Annotated in this window: 18 protein-coding genes; all 18 read right to left on the bottom strand. The window is 46.7% G+C overall.

Features of this window, described 5'->3' with window-relative positions; translation table 11 throughout:
- Positions 1–132 precede the first annotated feature (132 nt).
- Positions 133–780 (bottom strand): NAD(P)/FAD-dependent oxidoreductase, encoded by a 648-nt coding sequence (locus tag BBG47_RS24240; RefSeq protein ID WP_065293865.1) that lies wholly within the window; start codon positions 778–780, stop codon positions 133–135.
- A gap of 187 nt (positions 781–967) precedes the next feature.
- Positions 968–2,422, bottom strand: coding sequence for an MBL fold metallo-hydrolase (locus BBG47_RS24235; protein ID WP_065293864.1), 1,455 nt, complete (start codon positions 2,420–2,422; stop codon positions 968–970).
- 82 nt (positions 2,423–2,504) lie between these two features.
- Positions 2,505–3,704, bottom strand: a complete 1,200-nt coding sequence (locus BBG47_RS24230; RefSeq protein ID WP_065293863.1) for an FAD/NAD(P)-binding oxidoreductase — start codon at positions 3,702–3,704, stop codon at positions 2,505–2,507.
- Positions 3,705–3,966: 262 nt separating this feature from the next.
- A complete protein-coding gene (locus BBG47_RS24225) occupies positions 3,967–5,190 on the bottom strand; it encodes an MFS transporter (protein WP_065293862.1) in 1,224 nt (407 codons plus the stop codon).
- Positions 5,183–5,959: a DeoR/GlpR family DNA-binding transcription regulator gene (locus BBG47_RS24220; protein WP_065293861.1), complete on the bottom strand. Its 777-nt coding sequence runs from the start codon at positions 5,957–5,959 to the stop codon at positions 5,183–5,185. Before BBG47_RS24220 ends, BBG47_RS24225 begins: the two co-directional genes overlap by 8 nt.
- A 167-nt stretch (positions 5,960–6,126) precedes the next feature.
- The gene (locus tag BBG47_RS24215; protein ID WP_483310755.1) at positions 6,127–7,929 is read right to left on the bottom strand and encodes a fibronectin type III domain-containing protein; all 1,803 of its coding nucleotides are present in this window, start codon (positions 7,927–7,929) and stop codon (positions 6,127–6,129) included.
- Between the two features lie 323 nt (positions 7,930–8,252).
- Positions 8,253–9,473: a DUF4179 domain-containing protein gene (locus BBG47_RS24210; protein WP_065293859.1), complete on the bottom strand. Its 1,221-nt coding sequence runs from the start codon at positions 9,471–9,473 to the stop codon at positions 8,253–8,255.
- Positions 9,442–10,038: an RNA polymerase sigma factor gene (locus BBG47_RS24205; RefSeq protein ID WP_021255988.1), complete on the bottom strand. Its 597-nt coding sequence runs from the start codon at positions 10,036–10,038 to the stop codon at positions 9,442–9,444. The genes BBG47_RS24210 and BBG47_RS24205 overlap by 32 nt, the downstream gene beginning before the upstream one ends.
- A 260-nt stretch (positions 10,039–10,298) precedes the next feature.
- Entirely contained in the window at positions 10,299–11,282 is a 984-nt protein-coding gene (locus BBG47_RS24200) for a DUF4179 domain-containing protein (protein ID WP_065293858.1), read from the bottom strand.
- A gap of 39 nt (positions 11,283–11,321) precedes the next feature.
- Positions 11,322–12,266, bottom strand: a complete 945-nt coding sequence (locus tag BBG47_RS24195) for a DUF5643 domain-containing protein (protein WP_065293857.1) — start codon at positions 12,264–12,266, stop codon at positions 11,322–11,324.
- Between the two features lie 123 nt (positions 12,267–12,389).
- Complete coding sequence (locus BBG47_RS24190) at positions 12,390–12,935, bottom strand: GNAT family N-acetyltransferase (protein ID WP_065293856.1); 546 nt, start codon at positions 12,933–12,935, stop codon at positions 12,390–12,392.
- A 315-nt stretch (positions 12,936–13,250) separates the two neighbouring features.
- On the bottom strand, positions 13,251–14,051 hold the full coding sequence (locus BBG47_RS24185; protein WP_065293855.1) for an ABC transporter ATP-binding protein: 801 nt from the start codon (positions 14,049–14,051) through the stop codon (positions 13,251–13,253).
- A gap of 32 nt (positions 14,052–14,083) precedes the next feature.
- Positions 14,084–14,779 (bottom strand): FadR/GntR family transcriptional regulator, encoded by a 696-nt coding sequence (locus tag BBG47_RS24180; RefSeq protein WP_065293854.1) that lies wholly within the window; start codon positions 14,777–14,779, stop codon positions 14,084–14,086.
- A gap of 133 nt (positions 14,780–14,912) precedes the next feature.
- Positions 14,913–15,632 (bottom strand): SDR family NAD(P)-dependent oxidoreductase, encoded by a 720-nt coding sequence (locus BBG47_RS24175; protein WP_065293853.1) that lies wholly within the window; start codon positions 15,630–15,632, stop codon positions 14,913–14,915.
- Between the two features lie 27 nt (positions 15,633–15,659).
- The gene (locus BBG47_RS24170) at positions 15,660–17,087 is read right to left on the bottom strand and encodes an aminotransferase-like domain-containing protein (protein ID WP_065293852.1); all 1,428 of its coding nucleotides are present in this window, start codon (positions 17,085–17,087) and stop codon (positions 15,660–15,662) included.
- Positions 17,088–17,299: 212 nt separating this feature from the next.
- Positions 17,300–18,289, bottom strand: a complete 990-nt coding sequence (locus BBG47_RS24165; RefSeq protein WP_065293851.1) for a helix-turn-helix transcriptional regulator — start codon at positions 18,287–18,289, stop codon at positions 17,300–17,302.
- Between the two features lie 293 nt (positions 18,290–18,582).
- Entirely contained in the window at positions 18,583–19,779 is a 1,197-nt protein-coding gene (locus BBG47_RS24160) for an MFS transporter (RefSeq protein WP_065293850.1), read from the bottom strand.
- Positions 19,780–20,218: 439 nt separating this feature from the next.
- Positions 20,219–20,773: exosporium glycoprotein BclB-related protein (locus BBG47_RS24155; RefSeq protein WP_302621968.1), on the bottom strand; the 555-nt coding region annotated here is incomplete at its 5' end.

The raw sequence follows: 20,773 nt of genomic DNA, 5'->3' as shown, positions 1-20,773 counted from the left end.
TATTTACACAAGATATTTTACGCTCTCTCTTTTTTATACACAAGTGTATGAAGCATCATTCAACTATAAATAAAAGGTTATCAGAACGATAAACGATATCATATACATGCAGATCTTCCCTAGCGTGCAAGGTTAACTTGATTCATTTTTGCTTTCGGTTCTTACAGCTTCTTCGATAATCTTTTCGATCGACATCCGTTGAATAAACTTAGCGTATTTCTCCTTCTTCTTGCCATTCGCTTGAAAGAAATCGATCATTCGGGTGACGCATGGGATTAACTGCTCCGCCGTCACTCCGGAAATCGCCAATTGTCCGAGGGTTGGCTTGATTGTTTTCGGCTCTCCGCCAATGTATATATCGAATACATCCTTCATTTTCACAATCCCGATATCCTTCAGCAGCGGTTCTCCTGTTCCGAGTGCACATCCAGAGTAACCTACCCGGATCGGGTAGGGAACCTCGATTCCGGCTATCACTTCATTCAACTGCTTGGCAAGCTCCATATTCGTGTCTTCTGATCCTCTGCAGAAATTACAGGTAATCAAGCTCTTGGTGTAGAAGCCTGCTGGATAGATCTCTAACCCTACTTCCTTCAACCGCTGCTGTACCTCATCCATCCGCTCTTCTTCCATTTCGACATAGAGTTGTTTGAAGGTAGTCAACTCGATCTTTGCCTTGTTGCCTACAATAGAACCAAGCAGTGACAACTGCTTAGGCGTAAAAAGACTTCCTCCTTCCTCAAAACCGGGAGTTACTGCAAATTTCGCAAGATGTGACATCCGATCCCTCCTCTATACACTTAGGGGGTATGTTCGTGTTTTGTTACTCATATAGTATACCCCCCTATAGTATATAGTCAATGGGTGATTCCCTGTACAGCCAATAAAAAAAGCGAGCATGCTTTGCCCGCTTTTTACTCATTATTTTATGGTATTCCTTGAAATGTATGGGCCAAGATCTTGCCATCTATCGCGTCACAATAGGCAATCCCTCTTCTTGCCACCTGACGATGCCGCCCTGCAGGTTGAAGACATTCGTAACGCCGTGCGCCTGAAGAATGCTGACCGCAATGGCGGAACGCATTCCCGTTCGGCATTGAACGAGCACGGGCATTTCAGTCGGAACCTCCCGAACGCGTTCCGGCAGCTTGCCAAGCAGTATATGTTTGGCATGTTGAATGTGGCCTTCCTCCCATTCTGCACTTGAGCGCACATCCACAACTGCGATCTCGCCGCCAACTACCTGGTCTGCGATGCTCGCAGGAGTAACGTCAGGATAAGATTCCAGCAATTCTTTGGAAGATGAACGGAGGGCGCTATCCACCCACATCTTCGTTGCTTCGATCAGACCTTCAATTCGATCGATGCCAATGGATCGCAAATCTCGGGCAATATGAGGCAATTGCTCCTCCTCCCCCATCACATACAGCGGATGTTCGTCATTTAGGAGCCAACCGGCCCATGAAGTAAAGGAACGGTTGTATGGCACATTAATCGTTCCCTTTACATGCGCGGCACCAAATGCAGCACATGGGCGAGTATCCACGACGATTGCTCCTGCTTGCACGAAACTCGCGACTTCTTCTACACTCCCCTCGATCTGCTCTGGAACAAAAAGCTGGCCAAGTAATGTAGGCCCTACCCGATTCACGTGCTTCATTCTCGGAAAATAAGTTGGCGGTTCGGGTTGCCCAGCTAGTAATGAGTTGACGAACTCATTTTCGTTCGTGAAGGACAGAGCCCAATTGAAGCGCTTCTCGTAGCCTACCGTCGATGAAGGAACTGCGCCCAGCGCCTTGCCGCATGCGCTTCCCGCACCATGGGCAGGCCACACCTGCACGTATTCGGGAAGCTCCTTGAAGCGCTGTAAGGAGTGGAACATTTGCCTTGCTCCCTCCTCTGCCGTGCCTGCCAGCCCTACTGCCTTCTCCAGCAGATCAGGGCGTCCCACATCGCCGACGAACACGAAGTCGCCGGTAAAAATGCCAATCGGAGAATCGGCTCCTCCGCCCCGATCCGTTAACAGGAACGAAATGCTCTCAGGCGTATGGCCAGGGGTATGAAGCACTTCGAATTCGAGATTGCCGATGTGGAATCGGTCTCCATCCTGCACAAGGCGATGATTGACCTTATTCCCGCTCGCATCGCTCACATACGCATAGATCCAATCCGGACCGCCTTCGCCCGATAAATAAAGCATTGCTTCATGCTCCGCTCCGAATTCGCGCATTCCGGACACGAAATCAGCGTGGATATGAGTTTCGGCAGCAGCAATGATGTTCAAGCCTTCAGATTTAGCCGTTGCTATATACGGTGCTACATCGCGAGCCGGATCGATCACGATCGCTTCCCCCGTAGCTTGACAGCCAACCAGGTAGGAAGCGTGAGCTAACTTGTCATCATAAAAATAACGCAGCAGCATCAGGAAATACTCTCCCCTTTCTAAATTAAACAACCATGGGTACTTGATTAACTTCACATCCTGAAATTTTCGTAGACTTCCCTTACATTCGACCCTTCAGCATGCCGTTCCAGTACATTTTAGGCAGCAGATTTTTTTTCAGCATATACATGCTGTACCGTTCCTTCGACTGATCAAACGGGAATGTTTCCTGCGGAGTCAGATCATAATCGAACTCCGCCAGAATAAGCCGATTATAGCCGGTAACGAGCGGACATGATGTATAGCCGTCATACCGTGCGGCAAGCGGTTGTCCAGCCAGCAAGCTGATGATATTTTGAACTGCGACGGGAGCCTGCTTGCGGATGGCTGCTCCCGTCTTGGAAGTCGGGAGGTTGCTGCAATCTCCGAGCGCGAACACGTTCTTGAACCGGACATGCTGCAGCGTATGTTTGTCGACTTCGGCCCATCCTGCGGCTCCTGCAAGCGGGCTATTTCGAATGAAGTCGGGAGACGACATGGGCGGCACGACATGAATCATGTCGTATCGGAGCGTCTCCCGATCCTTCGTAACCACGTGCTCGAACACGGCTTCCTTCCTCACCGAATCAATCGAGATCAGATCAAGCTGATATTTGGTCGCAATGTCTTTTCGTTCGATCACCCGATTAAGTGCCGCAGCATATTTCGGAACGGCGAAGATGGACGCATTGCCCGAAGCGAAGATGATGTTCGTCTTATTTCTAATCCCTGCTTGCCGGAATGCATCGTCGGCCAAATACATAATTTTCTGAGGCGCTCCCCCGCATTTGATTGGCGTGTTCGGCTGCGTGAAGATCGCATTGCCACCCCGGAACTGGCGGATGGACTTCCACGTGCTATCGACGTATCGATAATCATAATTGCTGCACACTCCATCCCGTCCGATGCACTCCTTCAGTCCCTTGATCCGCTCCCAATCCACCTGAATTCCCGCTGCTACGACGAGGATCTCGTACTGGATGACGGTACCTGCCTTGGTAACGAATCGGTTGACCTCAGGATAGAATTCCTCGACCGCCTCCTGAATCCAGTCGGCTCCCTTTGGGATCAGCGATTGCTGGCTGCGTTCGGTCGTCTCCTTGCTGACGACGCCTCCGCCGACAAGCGTCCACAAGGGCTGGTAATAATGCTTGGTTTGCGGATCAAGCAGCACGACTGAGCCGTGAAACACTTTCGATTCGCGCAGCAAGCGGGCCGCAACCGACAATCCGGCGCTGCCTGCCCCGACAATGGCAACGGTATAGTGAAGCTTTTTTGACATTCAATGTCCTCCCCTGCTTACAAGTGCTGCTAGCTGGTGCACATGGGTATTCTCGCGCATTCTTGCTTGCCCTCATTTCCAAAGGAGTTATTGTGGGATAGTGAATCCACTTAATGTACCGATGGTCAAAATATATGGCTGGAATCCTCATTCTATGATTGCACAACAAAAAAGCAATTCCGCTTCCATCTTGCGAGGCAGGAATTGCTTTTCATTCGATTAATTTTATTATCTTAGCTTTGCATGTACTCTAGTACTAACGCTATGAATGGTTTTTGCTGATCGCTTCAGGAGCATGGATTTGGCCCGTTTGTTTGGTCGTCGACAAGATCAAGTTCAGGCGCTTGGAACCAAATACAAGCAGCAGCATCGTCACCATCACCCCGAAGAAAAGCCACATGACGGCTTGAACCGGCCATATGTCCATCATTCTACCGACTGCAATCGGCAGAAGCGAACCACCTAGTCCATTTGCCGCCAGCAAAATACTCGTTGTCCGCTCAGTCATGCCGGGAAGGGCACTATTCGCATAAATCAGCATGATCGCGAACATTCCTGCCATTCCAAGCCCGAGGAGAAAACTAATCACGTACCCTCCCCATGCCTGAGAAATGAAAGGCAGAATGAGCAATACAAGGACACTGAGCACTGTCGTAATCCATAAAAATCGATAGTACGTTATCTTTTCTGCAAGTACACCGCATAGCGCACGGCCGATAACCATCGCCGTCCAATATACCGTAACCGTCAATGTTGCATCAGAGGTTGCGACGCCCCATCTCTCGATAAACACGGATGGGAAGAAGTGCACAACAGACACTTCGCTTCCTCCATAGAGCATGAAGAAGAAGGCGCATAGGACAAGGAAAGGAATGGACTTCCCTGAGTAAGATTCACGCTTGGATTCGGAGCCCTTAACTACTGTGCGCGTCAACATGGCATCGACATGGCCGAATGACATTCGCTGCCAAGCGATTGCTGTAAAGAGTGCGCTCACACCGAGCAGCAGGAAGGAGTATGTCCATATCCCACGTGCGATTAAGAAGCTTGCCACGAATGGTATCGTCAGGGCGCCGAGGCCGAAAGTAACCTCCAGCTTGCTCATCGCAATGGCTTGCTTCTCTTTGACAGCGACAAGAATAATGGTACCGATCCCTGACTCCACAAGCCCCGCTCCTGCTCCCGCAAATCCAGCTATCAAAATAACGACTGGCCATGGCGGGAGGAAAAACAGCAGCAGCTCGGCGCTAATCATCAGCAATCCGATCATAACTCCTCGTTTCCGACTGAACCTTCGAGAAATAGCAGGCATACTGAGAACGCCGAGCAGCATGCCGACGAATTGAACGAAGACGAGTATTCCCCCGTCTGTATAATTCAAGCCATAGTTCAGAAGCAGCTCAGGGAGAACTGCGCCCATAATAACAAGTGTTACCCCAGTTACAATGTATGATAGACAACCCATCCAAATCAGTCTGTTAATCATGGTGCACCTCTCTGTCAGCAATGATAATCTCGACGCCTATTTCATTTACATAACGCTGCCACTCCGCATCTGGCTCACGATCTGTGACGATAAAATCTATATCTTCTAAGCCCACGACACGATGGAACATCGTCTTTCCGAATTTGGAGTGGTCAGCAAGGACAATGACTTGGTCTGCACTGCGAATCACCTGACGGATGAAATATGTCTCTTCTTCAAAGTCGGTCGTCAGTCCATTCATAGACAATCCACAAGTGCCGATGAAGGCCTTGTCGAAGTGATAGTCGCCCAGCATCTCAATCGCCCGCGATCCATAAATCATCCGTTGATTATTGTCCAATAGGCCGCCAAGAAGCTGAATGCGAGCTTCATTTCTCTCCGCCAACATACCGGCCATGTCGATGGAATTCGTAACGATGACATTACCCTTGGTCTTCATATGTTCTCCCACGAATCGTACCGTCGTGGATGAGTCCATGTATAAATAATCTTCGTCGTGAAGGAGAGTAGCGGCAACCTGACCGATCTTCTGCTTGGACGTCGTCTCCTTCTGCAACCGTTGGCCGTAATTGGGCATTTCCTTCGATATGGTAGGCAGGACGGCTCCGCCCCGTGTTCGAATGATAGAGCCTTGTTCCTCAAGCTTGATAATGTCCCTACGTGCTGTATCTCGTGATATAGACAGCAGTTCGCATACTTCTTCCACTTCAATGCGCTTGTTTCTCTTCAGGTGCTCTAATATAGCTGCCAAGCGTTCCTCTTGAAACATGGATTCTCCCCTGTTCTGTTAAGTAAAGTTAAGTGTTATTAAGTAAATCTAAGTATTAATCATGATTATAAGCCATAAATGGGAAGTGTCAATAGGAGAAGCGACACAGTTTACCTACATGAAAAAAGGAGTTCTGATCGAATCAGAACTCCCCTTCGTATGTTCTTCTAGGATTTGAGCTGCCACAATGCTGGAACGTTAGACGGTTCCCAACCGAGCAATGAAGTGTGAGCTTGCCGGCATACATAAGTCTTTCCGCCATAAGTGACTTCATCGGTTGCCTTATAGCTGACATTTGGAGCCCATGGCTGAACCCCGCCTTGTGCATCTGTCGTTACTTGAACACTGGTTCCAGTGGAAATGTTCCCGGCTGCATCCTTAGCAGTTACGGTAAATACGTAGTTTGTATTTGGCGTTAATCCTGTAATAGTTGCGGTTGTGTCCGTCACATTGACAGCATTCGTTCCATAAGACACGGTATAGCCAGTCACACCAACATTGTCCGTCGATGCCGACCAGCTGAGTATTACTGAAGTTGCAGATTTTCCTGTTACCTGTAAATTACCTGGGGCGGTTGGGGGTGTTGTATCTCCACCTGATCCCGCTGGTTCTGTCTTCACAGTTAGCGGTGCGCTTGCAGCGGATTGGTTCCCCTTCGCATCCTTCGCAGTAATAGTGAAGGTATAGTTCGTATCTGGCGTCAATCCCGAGATGACAGCATTCGGATTCGAAACGCTCACAGATTGAGTCCTATAGGAGACGGTATATCCGGTCACCCCAACATTATCTGTGGAGGCCGTCCAGCTGAGACTGACACTGGTGGATGTCTTAGCTGTAACGATTACGTTTGTTGGTACGGAAGGAGGTTCCGTATCGGGAATAGGCGGAGTTAATGCATCCAGATAAGCACGATGACTGTTTGAGAATTCAAAGTTATTGAATTTATCCCAGTTCACTGACCATGTCATCAACCCACGGAAGTTCGGATATCCAGTCGAACTGCCTCGTGTCTTGTAGCTGGACAACTGTACGCCTTGAATGAGCGCATCAAGTGTTTTTTGCACTTCTGCAACCGTAGTGAACCCGCCCCCCGCATTCGCATTTGCAGGCAATCCGAGCACAACTTGATCCTGACGCAGTGCTGGGAAGATGTTGTTTGGATTTTTCGCAACAGGGAATCCGGTCAAGAGCATGTCGGCCATTGCCACATGGAAGTCAGCATTCCCCATCGTGTGATACTGATCATCCAGTCCTGTAATCGGGCCTGAGTTGTAGTTCTGCACTTGTAGCCAATCCAGAATATCGCGGGTTGCATGGATGACGGGCAAATAAGCGCCTGCGCGGTTGTCGCAGCTAATACAGCTGCCGCCATAGAAGGTATAGCCTAATTGAACGAAGAAGGTTTCAGGAGCCATGGTCAGGTAGAAGTTATCGGTTCCAAAGTGGTTATTAATAGTACGGAGTGCTGCAATGAGGTTGACGATAACTGGAGTGGTAGGATTTTTGAAATCACTGTCGCCAGCGTTCAAATAGAGGGAATGTCCTTCGAAGTCCACATCAAGTCCGTTGAAGCCGTATTTCTCAATGATCGCAATGACTGAATTGACGAAATTATCTCGGGCTCCGGCGTTCGGCAGTTGCACCTGCCCATTCTGGCCCCCGATGGAGATAATGACTTTCTTGCCTTGGCTCTGTAAGTAAGCGACATCAGCCTTGAAGTCGGCATCCGTATAATTGTAAGGCGTGAAGCCGATTGTACCATTCGTGACGCCAGAGGTTGGTTCTGCGAAGGAGACGTTAATGACATCGAACTTAGGAGATACGTCACGGAGCTTGATGAACCCGGAACCATTATCGAAGTTGTGCCAGTACCCTACAATCGTCTTGCTGGATACGGCAGCTTGAGCTTGCGGCGCCCAGAGTACCAGACCTTGCAGGAGCATCAATGCTAGAGCTGCATGTAAGACAATCATCCATTTGCGGCGGGATGTATTCCCTGTGCGTAACATACGTAATCGTCCTCCTTTAATCCATGATGATAGCGTTTGCAAAATGTTCTCAACAGATTTGGTTATCCCTCCTATTTCATGACATATGAGACACACCTGCATGAGCATCTGCACTGATGTTCAGTGCGGTTCAGCCTTACACCATCATTATCTAGAAAAGAAGGATGGATCATAAGGGATAAATTGCAATAAAAGAGGGAGAAATACCTCTCTATATAAAAATGAGACAGGGCCAACTTCTTCCCCATGATTTCATGGTTCGCAGAGTCGGCCCTGACTATTTATTATTTGGATTGCGGAATTTGGATCGTCATCTCTAGGTTTTTCCAGTATGTTCGATCTCCAAAATCTTCCTTATTGGTTCGTTTTATTTTAAAGTCCTTGTTACTAATTGTAAAGTTGTAAGGCTTGATTGTGATGGATTTCGATTTCATCCCTGCTGGCGCATACCAATCGTTGAGGTGATACTCGGTTGTTGGCAGAACAGGTGTATAGATAAGTTTGGATGGTCTTAGTACACGTCCCTGATCATCCACAATCTCATAGTACATTCTACTTGCATGATAATCCCCCGTTTGTTCCGCAGAGGCCGGAACTGGACCCTTGCTGTCCAGTACGATACGAGTGGATACAGGTGAGATATCAAGCTGCTTCACTGTATACGAGAACTTGCCGTCGGACTTGGTTGCATTCGGTTTCAAAATCATGGCTCTGTTCTCAACCTTCACAGGAATTTTTAATTCATACGTTTCCTTAACCTGTGTCACTTTTGTCCGCACAGTCAGTTCAAATTCATCCGGTAAGGTTGCGACATGTCTAAATTCCAGCATATACATCGGCTTATCATCCATCATATAGCTGCTGAGTTGGCCAGAGGATTTGATAGGCTCACCGTTGATTAGAACTTCCGGGCTTCGAATATACCCTCTCTCCTGTTTCTCATCAGGAGTGCCGAAGGATTCCGCCATACTTTTGTTTGTCTCGTAGAATTTATTATAGAGCGCAACTCTTTCCTCATTCGAAAAGCCCTCTACATATGGAGAAGCCAGATACTGAGGCAAATCTTTGCCCTCACGTTCTATGCGGAATGACAAGCGAGTACCGTCAAATAATACTTCAGTTACCTTTAACGTAATTCCATCATGCGTATCGCTAACGTTTGGCGTGGATATAATCCCGCGCTCAATCGCCTTCTGAACGGCGTCTTCGCTCGCCTCATAGAATAGCAGTCCGATAACCGGCACTTTCTTCAAAGCTTCCGCCATCGTTGGGGATACATATCCAACTCCGACCATTCCTACTCCGAGAATGACTGCGGCAGAAGCAGCGAATAAGGTTCTTTTTAGTATACTCGGCTTACGATGGAATGGTAATGAGCTTGTCCACTCCATTTGTTCGATTCGATCCATGATTTTATCGGTTCGAATGGGAGGCGGTGAGGATTGACGAATCATTTGTTCGATCCCGTCCATCTCAGCGTATTCCGTGCGCTGCATATGTCCCATGGGCCTTCTCTCCTTTTTCACTAATTCGATCCATTAATTTTGCACGTAATCTTTCATACTTCTTGCGCAGCGTTGCTGATTTCAGGCCCATAATTTCACTAATCTCTTCAAATGTATACTGCTCCACAGCCTTCAAGAGCAAAATATGCCTCTCTTCTGCAGTAAGATAGGTTAGGAGATCGCTTACTACCGTTTCATGCTGGGAAAAGGCAATCTCTTGTTGTTCTGTCTCCTTCTCCACCTGCTTAATCAAATTAAGCCAACGGCTCTTCTTCTTCTTCAAATTTATCAGATGATGATAGGCGACTTTATATAACCATGCAGAGAAAGAAACCTGCCTATTATATTGATGTAAATTCTCGTAGGCACGGATAAATATTTCCTGAACAGCATCTTCCGTTTCCGCATGATTTTTTAAAATATAGTAGCAGTATGTATACATTTGGCGTTCGAAATTGTGTAGGATCGTTCGGTAAGCTTGTTTATCACCAGCTTGTACTCGCGTAACGATTTCTTCAACATTAATAGGCTGCACTACTGACTCCCCGGGGCTGGTAGATTGCAAGTGCTCAACTCCTTTCTTGTTGTCTTATTATATATAACAATCTGAACCGTTCATTTTGTGACACGTTCAATGAAATTTTTTATTCTATGCTTTGTAAAATAAGCGACCGTTTTATGTTAGCATAATACTAGTGTGCATAGTAGATACAAATTCGAAGATGTGCGTAATAATCGCCTCAGACGACGACTTGTTACCACATGGAAAAAGGGTAGTTCCAGCCATGCCTACATGGTTCTGGAGCAACCCTTGTGTTGTATCTATTATCGATTGATCGGTATCGTAACTTGCAAATCCTTCAGATAGGTTCTCTTTCCTTCACTGCCCTTTTTCGCTCCGAGGATGCTCCAATCCTTGCTGTTTACCGTGTATGTATACGGCTTGATCGTGATAGATGTCGTCTTGTCGTCAATCGGATAGTAGAATTGATCAACATGGTATTTGGTTTCCGGTTTTTTATTAAAGAATCCGATCGTTTCTTGATTTATTTCCTTCCCTTTGTTATCCATAAGCTCATAGTAGACCTTGCTTGCATGGTATTTCCCAGATTGCTCGGCAGAAGCAGGCACTGGACCTTGACTGTCTAGAATGAGTCTGGTCGAGAATGGCGTCAGTTCGAGTTGCTTGACGGTATAGCTGAATTTCCCAGACGTTTTGGATGCTTCTGGCTTGATAACGAGCGGTTTGCTTTTCAACTCGATCGGAACCTTGAGCTCAAATGGTTCACTAACTTTTGTAACTTCAGCCCTAATGGTAAGCTCGAATTTCTCGGGCGCTTTGACTCCTTTTGCGACATAATAAAAATTATTCTGAGGACCAGAGAAACTGGCACTGTTCAATTTTATCGGCTCTCCATCAACTAATACCTTCGGGCTTAGCTTAATGTAACCCTTTAGCTGATCCTGCTCAGGGACGGCATTTTTTTTGATAAATTCATTGTTCGGATTTTCTTTTAGATCCTCCATGCTGAAATATGGGGATACCGTACCGTTCAGATTTGCTCCTTCTCGCTTGACTAAGATGGATAATGTAGAACCGTCGTACTTCACTTCTTCCAGCTTCAAGGTAATTCCGTCATGCTTCACACTCAAATTAGGCTTGTACAGGTAACCCTGCTCGATAGCCGTCTTTTCATTGATGCCGTCTAGTTTCGGCGCTGCTGCTGCGGGCAAATTCGAACCGAGTGCCCCCGTCCCAAGCAGTGCTGCCACAGATATTGCGATTGCCGTTTTTTTGATTGACTTCATTTGTATCTATCATCCCTTCTGTTGGAAATCATTTTTGTGTTATCGCTTGATTGGAATCGTAAGCTCCAAGTCTTTCAAATACGTTTTCTTATAAGTCTTTTTTCTATTGCTCCCCTTCTCTTCGAGGACAGCCCAGTTTTTGCTGTTAATCGTATACGTATATGGCTTGATCGTGATGGATGTCGCCTTGTTATCTGTTGGATAGTAGAATTTATCAACATGGTACTTGGGTTCCGGCATTTTATGGAAGAATCCGATCATTTCAGGCAATATCTCGTTGCCGTTGTTGTCGAATAACTCATAATAAACCGGACTTGCATGGTACTTCCCGGATTGCTCGGCTGAAGCAGGGGGCAAACCTTCGCTGTCCAGGATGAGCCGTGTAGAGAACGGCGATAGAATAATCTGCTTAACGGTATAGCTGAATTTTCCGGAAGTTTTGGATGCATTATTTGGCTTCACAACGAGCGGTTTGCTTTTCAACTTCACCGGTACTTTGAAATCATAAGTTTCCTTCACTTTCGTCACTCCGGCCTTAATCGAGAGCTCGAATTCGTCAGGGAGCTTCACCCCTTTTGCATAGTATTGATAGCTCTTATTTTCTCCAAAGGTCTCAGAGCTGCTTATGGTGATGGGTTTGCCATCGGCAAGCACCTCACACTCTGACTTGATGTAACCTTTGAGTTTCTCTTTCTCCGGGTTGATGGTAAAGGGAAAATCAAGATTCGCTCCTTCCGGACGCAATGCGAAGGATAATATCGTTCCATCGTAGCGAACATCGGTCAAAGTTAGGGTAATTCCATCATGCTTGACACTCAGATTAGGCTTGTATAGGTACCCCTGCTTGATAGCCGACTTCTCATTGAAGCCATCTATCCTCAGTGCTGCTGTAGCTGGCATGCTGGAACTGAATGCTCCGATGCCAAGCAGTGCTGCAGTGGAAGTGACAATGATGGTTTTTTTGATCAAACCGAACTTATTCATACGAATTCACCATTCCAATCTCTCTTGTTCTACTCTATATAACAATTTCAGTCGGCTCTTTTGTGACAGAAGGCATGATTATTTATAGGAACTGTGAAATCTGGCAACAAAAAAACGAGCCAATTAGCTCGTTCTTTGTCTATATTCATCTCTTAACATTCCATAGAATGCCAGATCGTAATGCTGCCCGAATCGATACACATGCTGTTTCAGTGTTCCCTCATAGGCGAGGCCGATCTTCTCCATGATTCTCCACGATCCAGGATTAGAGGTGTATGCTTCAGCGAATATTTTATGAAGCCCTAGTTCTTCGAACCCATAAGATAGAATCGCTTGAGCTGCTTCGGTGCCATACCCTTTGCCCCAATAAGGCTTCCCAATCCAGTATGCTAATTCTCCTCGGTTATGCATTGCTGAGATGCTGATATTCATAATGCCGATTAAGTCTTCAGATGATTTCTCGCAGACTGCGAAAATAACCACCCTACCATTCTTCTCAGCTTCCAGCATGCTGTTGATAAATGGCTCGGCTGCACCGCTCGGATATGGATACGGAATATTCAACGTCGTCTTGGCGACGTCATAATCTCCAGCTAATTGTTCAATTCTCGCAGCATCGCTCAAATCCAGAGGTCTTAATGATAATCTATTCGTTTCAAGTTGTGGCATACTGATGTCCCCCATGTTCCTTTATGATTCATGATTTTAATAACAAGAAATTGCTCGAATTCTACCATATTGAACCGGAATATACTAGTCTCCATAAAAAAACCATGGGGATATGAGTATCCTCATGGCAATTTGCATGGTCTGTGCTGCAAATAAGCAGCGTTAGACAGCTCTACTAATTTCATTCTAATTAGATATGCTGAACAGCAAGTTTCTCTGCTTGTATGAAAATAAGGATGTCGTCTCCCGGATCGCACAAAGCTAAGGAGGTGGAAGTTGATTCGCTGAAGCGGGCACTCTCGCCCGCTTCTGTCATTACTTATGATAATGTTGTTCATTTGACAGCAATTGAAGGGAATAACGTTGTCCCAATTCTTGCCGCACCTCGATAGTCGAATCGAAAAATTCGCTCAGATGAGCCGAGGTCAGCTGATCGGCCGTATTGCCTGATGAAAATACAGATCCCTGTTTAATAAGCAGCGTTTTGTTGAAGCAAGGCATGATCTCTTCAACATGATGCGTAACATAGATGAGTGTTGGTGCATCAGGCTCGCGTGCAATTGCTTGAATCATATGGAGCAATTGGTCACGTGCGAAGATATCGAGTCCCGTGCACGGTTCATCGAGGATCAGAAGCTTCGGGGAAGCCATTAACGCACGCCCGATGAGCACACGCTGCCGCTCACCCTGCGATAATGTATCATAAGTGCGGCCCAGCAGTCGCTCGCAGCCGAGCAGCTTAATTAAGGATAATGCCTTGTCCTCATCAGACTCTTCGATGTTATCGTATAGTCCGATTGAAGCGAACTTTCCGCTAAGAACGATCTTCTGAACCGTTTCATGTCCATGGAGTCTCTGCTGCAGCGAGGTGCTTACCCAACCGATCTGCTTTCGCAATTCGCGAAGATCGAATGTGCCGAATTTCTTTCCGAGGACGGATACGCTGCCTGAGGTCGGCCAGATATAGCCGTTAATCATATTCAGCAAGGTTGTCTTCCCCGAGCCATTAAGCCCGAGCAAGCACCAATGCTCTCCCTGCTTCACCTCCCAAGAGACCTGTTCCAGAATCATCTTGTTATCCCTATTCCAAGTTACATCGCGAACATCAATAACCATAACATCTCTCCTCTCCCTTGTGTGTTCGGCAGTTATTTGCTGTTTCTGCGGCCGCCTTGCGGCTCCAGATTGGCAAGCGACAAGCGAACGGCGGTATCGGCGTCTCTATTCGCAATCGCCTGCAGCAGTTGATCATGCAGCTCCGACCGGTCTTCATAATGCTGCGTGTCGACGATGAGGTGGCTTAGTTCACCGCGAAGCGCGCTGCAGAAGGCACGGTACAGATCAATCAGCACAGGATTGTGGCTCGCCTCTGCAATCGAACAGTGGAATTCCACATCATAATCTACATAGGCAGCGTAATTGCCAACCTCCAGTGCCTTTATTCGTTCTTCAAGAAGCTGCTTCATTCGCTCAAGATCCGTATCCGTGCGGCGCTCTGATGCCAAGCGTGCTGCCTGAGCATCCATCATGCTTCTCACTTCGGTAATGTGCACGGTCTCCGCTCTAAGCAGCCGCTGCTCCAACGAGTCTGAATCAGGGGGGCGTGAACGAACATACGTCCCATCCCCTTGTCGCACTTCCAGCATTCCAGCATGCACCAGAATCTTGACGGCTTCACGAATCGTTGAACGTCCTACGCCTAACATCTCCATCAGCTCCGGCTCGGTCGGCATGCGATCACCAGGACGATAGTGGTGGTCAAGCGCATCGTGCAGTTGTTCAAGCACTTGATCCACCAGCTTGCGGCGAGGGACGGCAGAGAACTTGGGTGCATTCAAATTCATCAGATCATCTCCTGTTATAAAGGAGTATATTCCTTTTTTTACAAATGTCAATCCATTATTTAGGTGTAACTCGAATCCTGCGTATGAAAAGCAAAAAACCGTGCATCGCACGGTTTTAGATAGTAAATTCGAATTAAGCATTCGTATCCTGCATCGCAGGAATATTGATTTCTTTGACACAGGCTGCTTTGGATAGTCCGATTACGCATGTGACGAGTGATAAGATATCTTGCACTGGGATACGGGTACTGTCATAGGCTGAGAGCGCCTTTTCTGCGCCCTCTTCATAAGGAATTTCAGCGGCGAGCTCGCCTGGATTAATGCAGGTAACGGCAATCTGATCTTGTCGCACATGCTCGCGCAGCGCATTCGTTATTCCTCGCAGTCCAAACTTCGACGCAACGAAGGAAACTTGTGAATTGTTCGTATGATCTAGCCCAGCCGTCGACCCAATGAAGATGATCTTGCCTGCTTCTGACTTGCGAATATTCGGAAGCAGCGACTGGATACACGTTATTGTTGATGTAATGTTGACCTGAATGATTCTAGCAATTTCCGCAGGATCATCATTGTCGAAATTGTAATCGTCTTCAAAACCGTTCTGTTCCCAAATGCCCACGTTGTATATGATTACATCAATCACATCCTCTGCAACTGCATTCGCTATACGAGAGGAAGCCTCATGCTGCGACAGATCAGCCTGAATCCAGATTCGCTTGACCCCATCTTCCAGATCTATGCTGGTTGGACGATTACGGGAGACAACCCACACTTGATCTCCTTGCTTGGGCAGACCTTTTACGAACGCATCACCTAGTCCCTTACTTGCACCGAAAATAATGTATTTTTTCATTATTCTATTCCCCTTTCAGGATTCGGATTATTTCGGATTAACCATCGGTAGTGAATCGGTTATTCCTACTCGCTGGGCGATTTGCGCTAACTGCTGAATTCCCTCTCGTATTTGGATCTCGTTCATAAGTGAGTAGCTTAGACGAATCCATGATTGCATGTCGTTCTGCGGATCACATATATGACCGGGGACAAAGGAAATGGATTGCTGGAAGCAGTTGTGTAAGAGTGCGCCACAGGAAATGTCGCTTGGCAGACGAAGCCATATGTTCAATCCGCCTTGCGGCGTTGTCCATCTCCAATCAATGGGGGCTGCCGATAGTTCCTCTTCCATTACGTCCCGTCTAATTTGCAGCGCGATCCGCAACTTCTCTAGGTGCTGCTGCATCCGTTCAGATTGATAATAATGAAGAAATATTTTTTGCGTGACGAGTGGTGTTCCGTTATCTGCAAGCGATTTGGCTGTAATCAGCGGATCGATCATCGACTTGCGAGCGAACACCGCGCATATGCGCAAACCAGGAGCAACGTACTTGCTGAAGCTTCGCAGATAGACAACCCATCCATAGGTATCATACATGAATAAAGGCTGCGGCGGACCCTCATCGAAATAAATATCATGAAATGCATCATCTTCCACAAGCATGCAACGATACCGCTCAGCCAATTCTACAAGCTGCTTGCGCTGGGATGGAGGAAGCGTATAACCCGTCGGATTATGGAACGTTGGGTTCATATAGAACATTCGTGGACGATGCTGCTTCATCAGCTTCTCTATCGCTTCCAAATCGTACCCCTCCGGCGTGAACTCCACCGGTATCAATCGGGCGCCATGCCCTCTGAAGATGTCAATCGCAGCGCTGTATGTTGGCCGCTCTACGAGAATGGCATCGAGCGGTCTAATTAGAATTCTGGCGAGGAGATCAATTGCTTGCTGTGCACCTGTTGTGATCAGAATTTCGTCAATAGTCAGATCGACTCGATATTGCCGCATGAAATATTGACACAGCACATCACGCAGTTCCTCATCCCCTTGCGGTGTGGAATAGCTTCCCATGAGCTTGGGGTACTTATCGAATACTTTCTTTACGTATTCGGACAGGAACAGATTAGGCAGTAAATTCGGATCGATTATAGCTTGAGAAAATTGATAGTTAGCCGCCACTCGGTGAATATCGGACAGATTGCTTGTTAACTGTATGGCTGTTGAGCTGTTCTTACTATTGAAATAATCCAGTTCAACTGCTGACTTAGATGGGCTTACGTAGTAGCCGGATTTCTCCTTGACATAAGCCACACCGTGCTGCTTCAACAATTTGTAGACTTTGAACACGGTCAATCGATTCACGCCGAGTTCAGCGGCAAGGGATCGTACCGAAGGGAGCTTATCATGAGCCCCCCACTCTCCTCGTTCAATATTCGTCAATATGTAATCGTATATTTGCTTGGATCGCATCGGCACGCCTCCTCTCCCATCTGAACTTATATTGTACTACACCCATCTTCAATCTGTTCTATTTAAAGCATTCTGTTCTATTTTTACACATTTACGATCAAACCAAAGGGAATCAAATCAATTGTTGACTGTCAGTATTGAAGCATGCATCCCAGACATGTACCCTAGAAACCTTCAATAATTATCCGAACACTATCCCTAGTGCATTCTACTCAAATGTTGTGCAGCTCATGCTGTGAAGTTGATGCGGTCAATCGGCCGCATTCACTTGGGTTGTAGCCATAGGTTTTCCGGAAGAGAGAAGCAAAATGGCTGACATTATGATACCCAACCATCATTGCCGTCTGGCTTACATTGGCTTCCCCTCGTTCCAGCACTCGTCTTGCTTCATTCATGCGCAGTTTCCGTACGTAACCAAATACAGTAGTCCCGAATAATGTCTTGAAACCTAGCTTCAACTTATAATCATTAAGTCCTGTTAAGCGCGCAAGCCCAAGCAGGCTGGGCGGCTGCTTCCACGATCTTGTCAAGATATCCTTCGCTTCATACAGACATTGAATGTCTTCGGCAGTCAGCTTGGAAGTGGTCTGTTGCGCTGGCTCCTCTTCTTCCAAGGCAGCTAAATGAAGCGCCAGCAGCTCAAGCGCTTTTCCTTCCAAATATAGCTTTTGGAGCGCGCCTTGGTAAGGGCACTGCTTCATCTGTTCTACAAGCAATGAGATCTGGGCTGAGCCAGCCGTTTGCTTACAGAAGACGGAGCTGCGAGTCAATCGTTCAAGCTCAGGAAGATCGTTGGCGAAATACCTGAGATCAATCCGGAGCTCCATATGCTGCATCCGTTCATTAGGGTGCAGCTGCGCAATCATGTTGGCTTCCTTGACATAGATGAGCGAGGACATCCCCGGGATCATTGCATATTCTTGCGATGATGCTGACCAGCTGCCGCTGCCTGAAGTCGTATATGAAATTTCAAGATGAGGATAATGGATATCGACATCCATCGTTACCGGACGATGAAATTCTGCGTTGAAGAAGTTGATTTCTAGCCCTTTTCTTAAGAGAAACCGCTGTAGTTGCCCTGTTCCGCTAGGTGTCGGAATGGAATAGATGCGCTTCTGGTCATTTGGCCGAAGTGAAGGAGTGATATCTATGAAATCTCTGAATGTATCACTTAAGTCGCGGGAATCGATGTGCAGTTTCAAGACCTTCTCCTCCACTCCATGTCTATATAAGTTACTGTATTGTACATAAACAAAGTAATCCTGTGTCGTTATATTCCTATGAAGCCTGGCAGGCTTAGATGTGACGATCCTGATGTCCCGTCCCCCAATGTTAGTCCAAATCAAGCAAATCCATGTATATATCCCTATATTAAAGCAAATGATTATCATTATCAATTAATGAAAATAAAAAATCTCTTTTTTTACATTTCACTTGTCTTCTTGCCGTTCTTGTTATTTTTAGCTGCTGATTACTCTACGGTTTGAGTCTTATTTTATTTCTCGATAGCTGAATTGCTAATGGTCGGCTTATTCAGTACAGTAACCATTGTAATGCTCAATATAAGAACGAGTACACCCATGATTGCAAATGGAACATGCTTATCCAGCCGATACAGCATCGTGCTTAGAATAGGTGCAATTACCGCAGAAATTCCTTGTACGGCCGCAATAAGTCCTGCAACCCCTCCCTGTTGTTCACTCGATACCGCAAGCGATGCGCCTGTCATGAAGCCCGGCATTAACAATCCTGCCCCTACTCCGAACAGGGAGAACGCGATATAGTAGCTGAGCAAGCTATTAATAAACAAGAACAGTGCGATACTGCATAGAAGGAGCAGCGATCCGATGAGCAGCAGCTGCTTGGGATGCAGCTTTGATGATTTCATTTGAATGCCCTGCGTCAAAATCATTGCGAATCCTGTCAGCATTAATCCTATGGATACCATGCGGGCAGTCTCTTGCGTAGTAAGCGCTAGCTGGTCTTGAAAATAGAAGCCGCCAACTACCTGCAGCGTAATGATACTGAGCATGGTAATCATCCCGGCCATTAAGTTAAGGGGTATCCCTCTCTGGAACGGACTAACTTTGGGCGGTTTGATGTGATTCAATTGCTTATGAGTAGGAACTAACATGAGCACGACAAAGAATGCGATAATCGGTAGTAATGCTCCAATGTATAGAGGCCATATCAGCCCAATAAAAGCGAATACAGCGGCTATTGCAGGGCCGAGCACAAGGCCAAGCCCATTTGCTGCCCCTATAAGGGCCATGCCTGAAGAACGCCCCTTCTCATCGGTTACGTCAGCCATATACGCCTGTGCGGATGAAGGTACAGCTGGAATGAACATGCCAACCATGGCGCGTGCCGCGATTAGAAGTCCAAGGAGCAGCCCCCCTTCTATTGCTCCATGTAATCCGGCATACATCGTTGCAGTGAAAATGACATAACTGATGAACATTCCGATGAAGCCCATTAAGATAACCGGCTTTCTCCCTTTGAGATCACTGAGTCGTCCCCATACAGGAGCCATAACAGCCATGGCGACAGAGCCTAATGAAATGATAATGCCTGAATGCACCTCACTTAATCCCAATTCACGAATGAGCGACGGCATGACCGGCGCAATGATCATTAACGCGACCATCGAGACAAATACACTGAAAAATACGCTAAATCGAATTCTAGCCATCTTGAATGGCCCTCCTCTCCCATACCTCTTGTTCGGATGATTCCCTATAGATGGTATAAGAAAAAGGATTGATTCTGCTACCGCGAAACGGATTGATTATGCCGGTAAACGGATTTTTCTTGATCCGGGGAGAGAAGTAATTGTGTTGTTGAGTAAACGAACAATATTTTTTGTTGCTCCTGATCAATATGTAGGTTCAGAACGAATTAACACAATTCGATATTGAATTGCTGATAGATTCTGACATGTTACTTAATTTAGTAGAGCAGGCAGATTACCTTTGCAAGAATATAGCGGGTGAACCGTGAACCATCTATCGAACTTGAAATGGATTCATATGAACAAAGCAAAGAATCGGCAGCTTCCACACCTTTTCATGAAAAGTGTATTGCTGCCAATTCAATGCGTGATATTAATTATTTCGTCCTAATGAAAATGATTACGTAATTGCTACACCAGCACTTGCATATCCTGCAACCGTAGTACCAAGTGTCAGTCCTGTTGTTGTAACCGAGAAGACCATTAACAAGCGAGTCTCTGTTGTTACAGGTATAGCTAGTCCAGTCGTTACTCCATGGGAGATTGCACCAATTGCTAGTATTCCAGTAAGAGCTGGTGCTAATGTAACGATAGCTCCTGGAATTGGAGTGAATGTGTTGTTCGGCGTAGTCGATTGCCACAATTGGGCCTGTATCGTTGCAGTTGCTCCAATTAGGCTAAGGGCTATTGTCGTACTAAAGTAAGCAGAAATAGACGTAATTATGCCATTACGTGGCATCGAGAATGCCATGTTCAGAAGCAAACCTGCCGCTCCTGTCAGATCGATCGTTGCACCTAATGCACTTACGGTCGGCGCAGAGTTTCCAAATCCAATCAGTCCGCCTGTTCCTACCAATCCGCCTGCGAGCGTGGTCAATAGTACAGGTACACCGGAAGCAAATGGGATAATAGCTCCTGTACCAGGAGCTCCTGTAGCTCCTGTAGCTCCTGTAGC

This window comes from Paenibacillus sp. KS1 (assembly GCF_001680695.1).
GTDB lineage: Bacteria > Bacillota > Bacilli > Paenibacillales > Paenibacillaceae > Paenibacillus_B > Paenibacillus_B suaedae.
The sequence above is the reverse complement of the archived record's forward strand: the minus strand, read 5'-3'. Positions and strand labels throughout refer to the sequence as shown.

Excerpts from the sequence above, each read along its gene's own strand:
- BBG47_RS24240 (WP_065293865.1), bottom strand. The coding sequence starts at position 780 with ATGTCACATCTTGCGAAATTTGCAGTAACTCCCGGTTTTGAGGAAGGA.
- BBG47_RS24235 (WP_065293864.1), bottom strand. The coding sequence starts at position 2,422 with ATGCTGCTGCGTTATTTTTATGATGACAAGTTAGCTCACGCTTCCTAC.
- BBG47_RS24230 (WP_065293863.1), bottom strand. The coding sequence starts at position 3,704 with ATGTCAAAAAAGCTTCACTATACCGTTGCCATTGTCGGGGCAGGCAGC.
- BBG47_RS24225 (WP_065293862.1), bottom strand. The coding sequence starts at position 5,190 with ATGATTAACAGACTGATTTGGATGGGTTGTCTATCATACATTGTAACT.
- BBG47_RS24220 (WP_065293861.1), bottom strand. The coding sequence starts at position 5,959 with ATGTTTCAAGAGGAACGCTTGGCAGCTATATTAGAGCACCTGAAGAGA.
- BBG47_RS24210 (WP_065293859.1), bottom strand. The coding sequence starts at position 9,473 with ATGGGACATATGCAGCGCACGGAATACGCTGAGATGGACGGGATCGAA.
- BBG47_RS24200 (WP_065293858.1), bottom strand. The coding sequence starts at position 11,282 with ATGAAGTCAATCAAAAAAACGGCAATCGCAATATCTGTGGCAGCACTG.
- BBG47_RS24195 (WP_065293857.1), bottom strand. The coding sequence starts at position 12,266 with ATGAATAAGTTCGGTTTGATCAAAAAAACCATCATTGTCACTTCCACT.
- BBG47_RS24190 (WP_065293856.1), bottom strand. The coding sequence starts at position 12,935 with ATGCCACAACTTGAAACGAATAGATTATCATTAAGACCTCTGGATTTG.
- BBG47_RS24185 (WP_065293855.1), bottom strand. The coding sequence starts at position 14,051 with ATGGTTATTGATGTTCGCGATGTAACTTGGAATAGGGATAACAAGATG.
- BBG47_RS24180 (WP_065293854.1), bottom strand. The coding sequence starts at position 14,779 with ATGAATTTGAATGCACCCAAGTTCTCTGCCGTCCCTCGCCGCAAGCTG.
- BBG47_RS24175 (WP_065293853.1), bottom strand. The coding sequence starts at position 15,632 with ATGAAAAAATACATTATTTTCGGTGCAAGTAAGGGACTAGGTGATGCG.
- BBG47_RS24170 (WP_065293852.1), bottom strand. The coding sequence starts at position 17,087 with ATGCGATCCAAGCAAATATACGATTACATATTGACGAATATTGAACGA.
- BBG47_RS24160 (WP_065293850.1), bottom strand. The coding sequence starts at position 19,779 with ATGGCTAGAATTCGATTTAGCGTATTTTTCAGTGTATTTGTCTCGATG.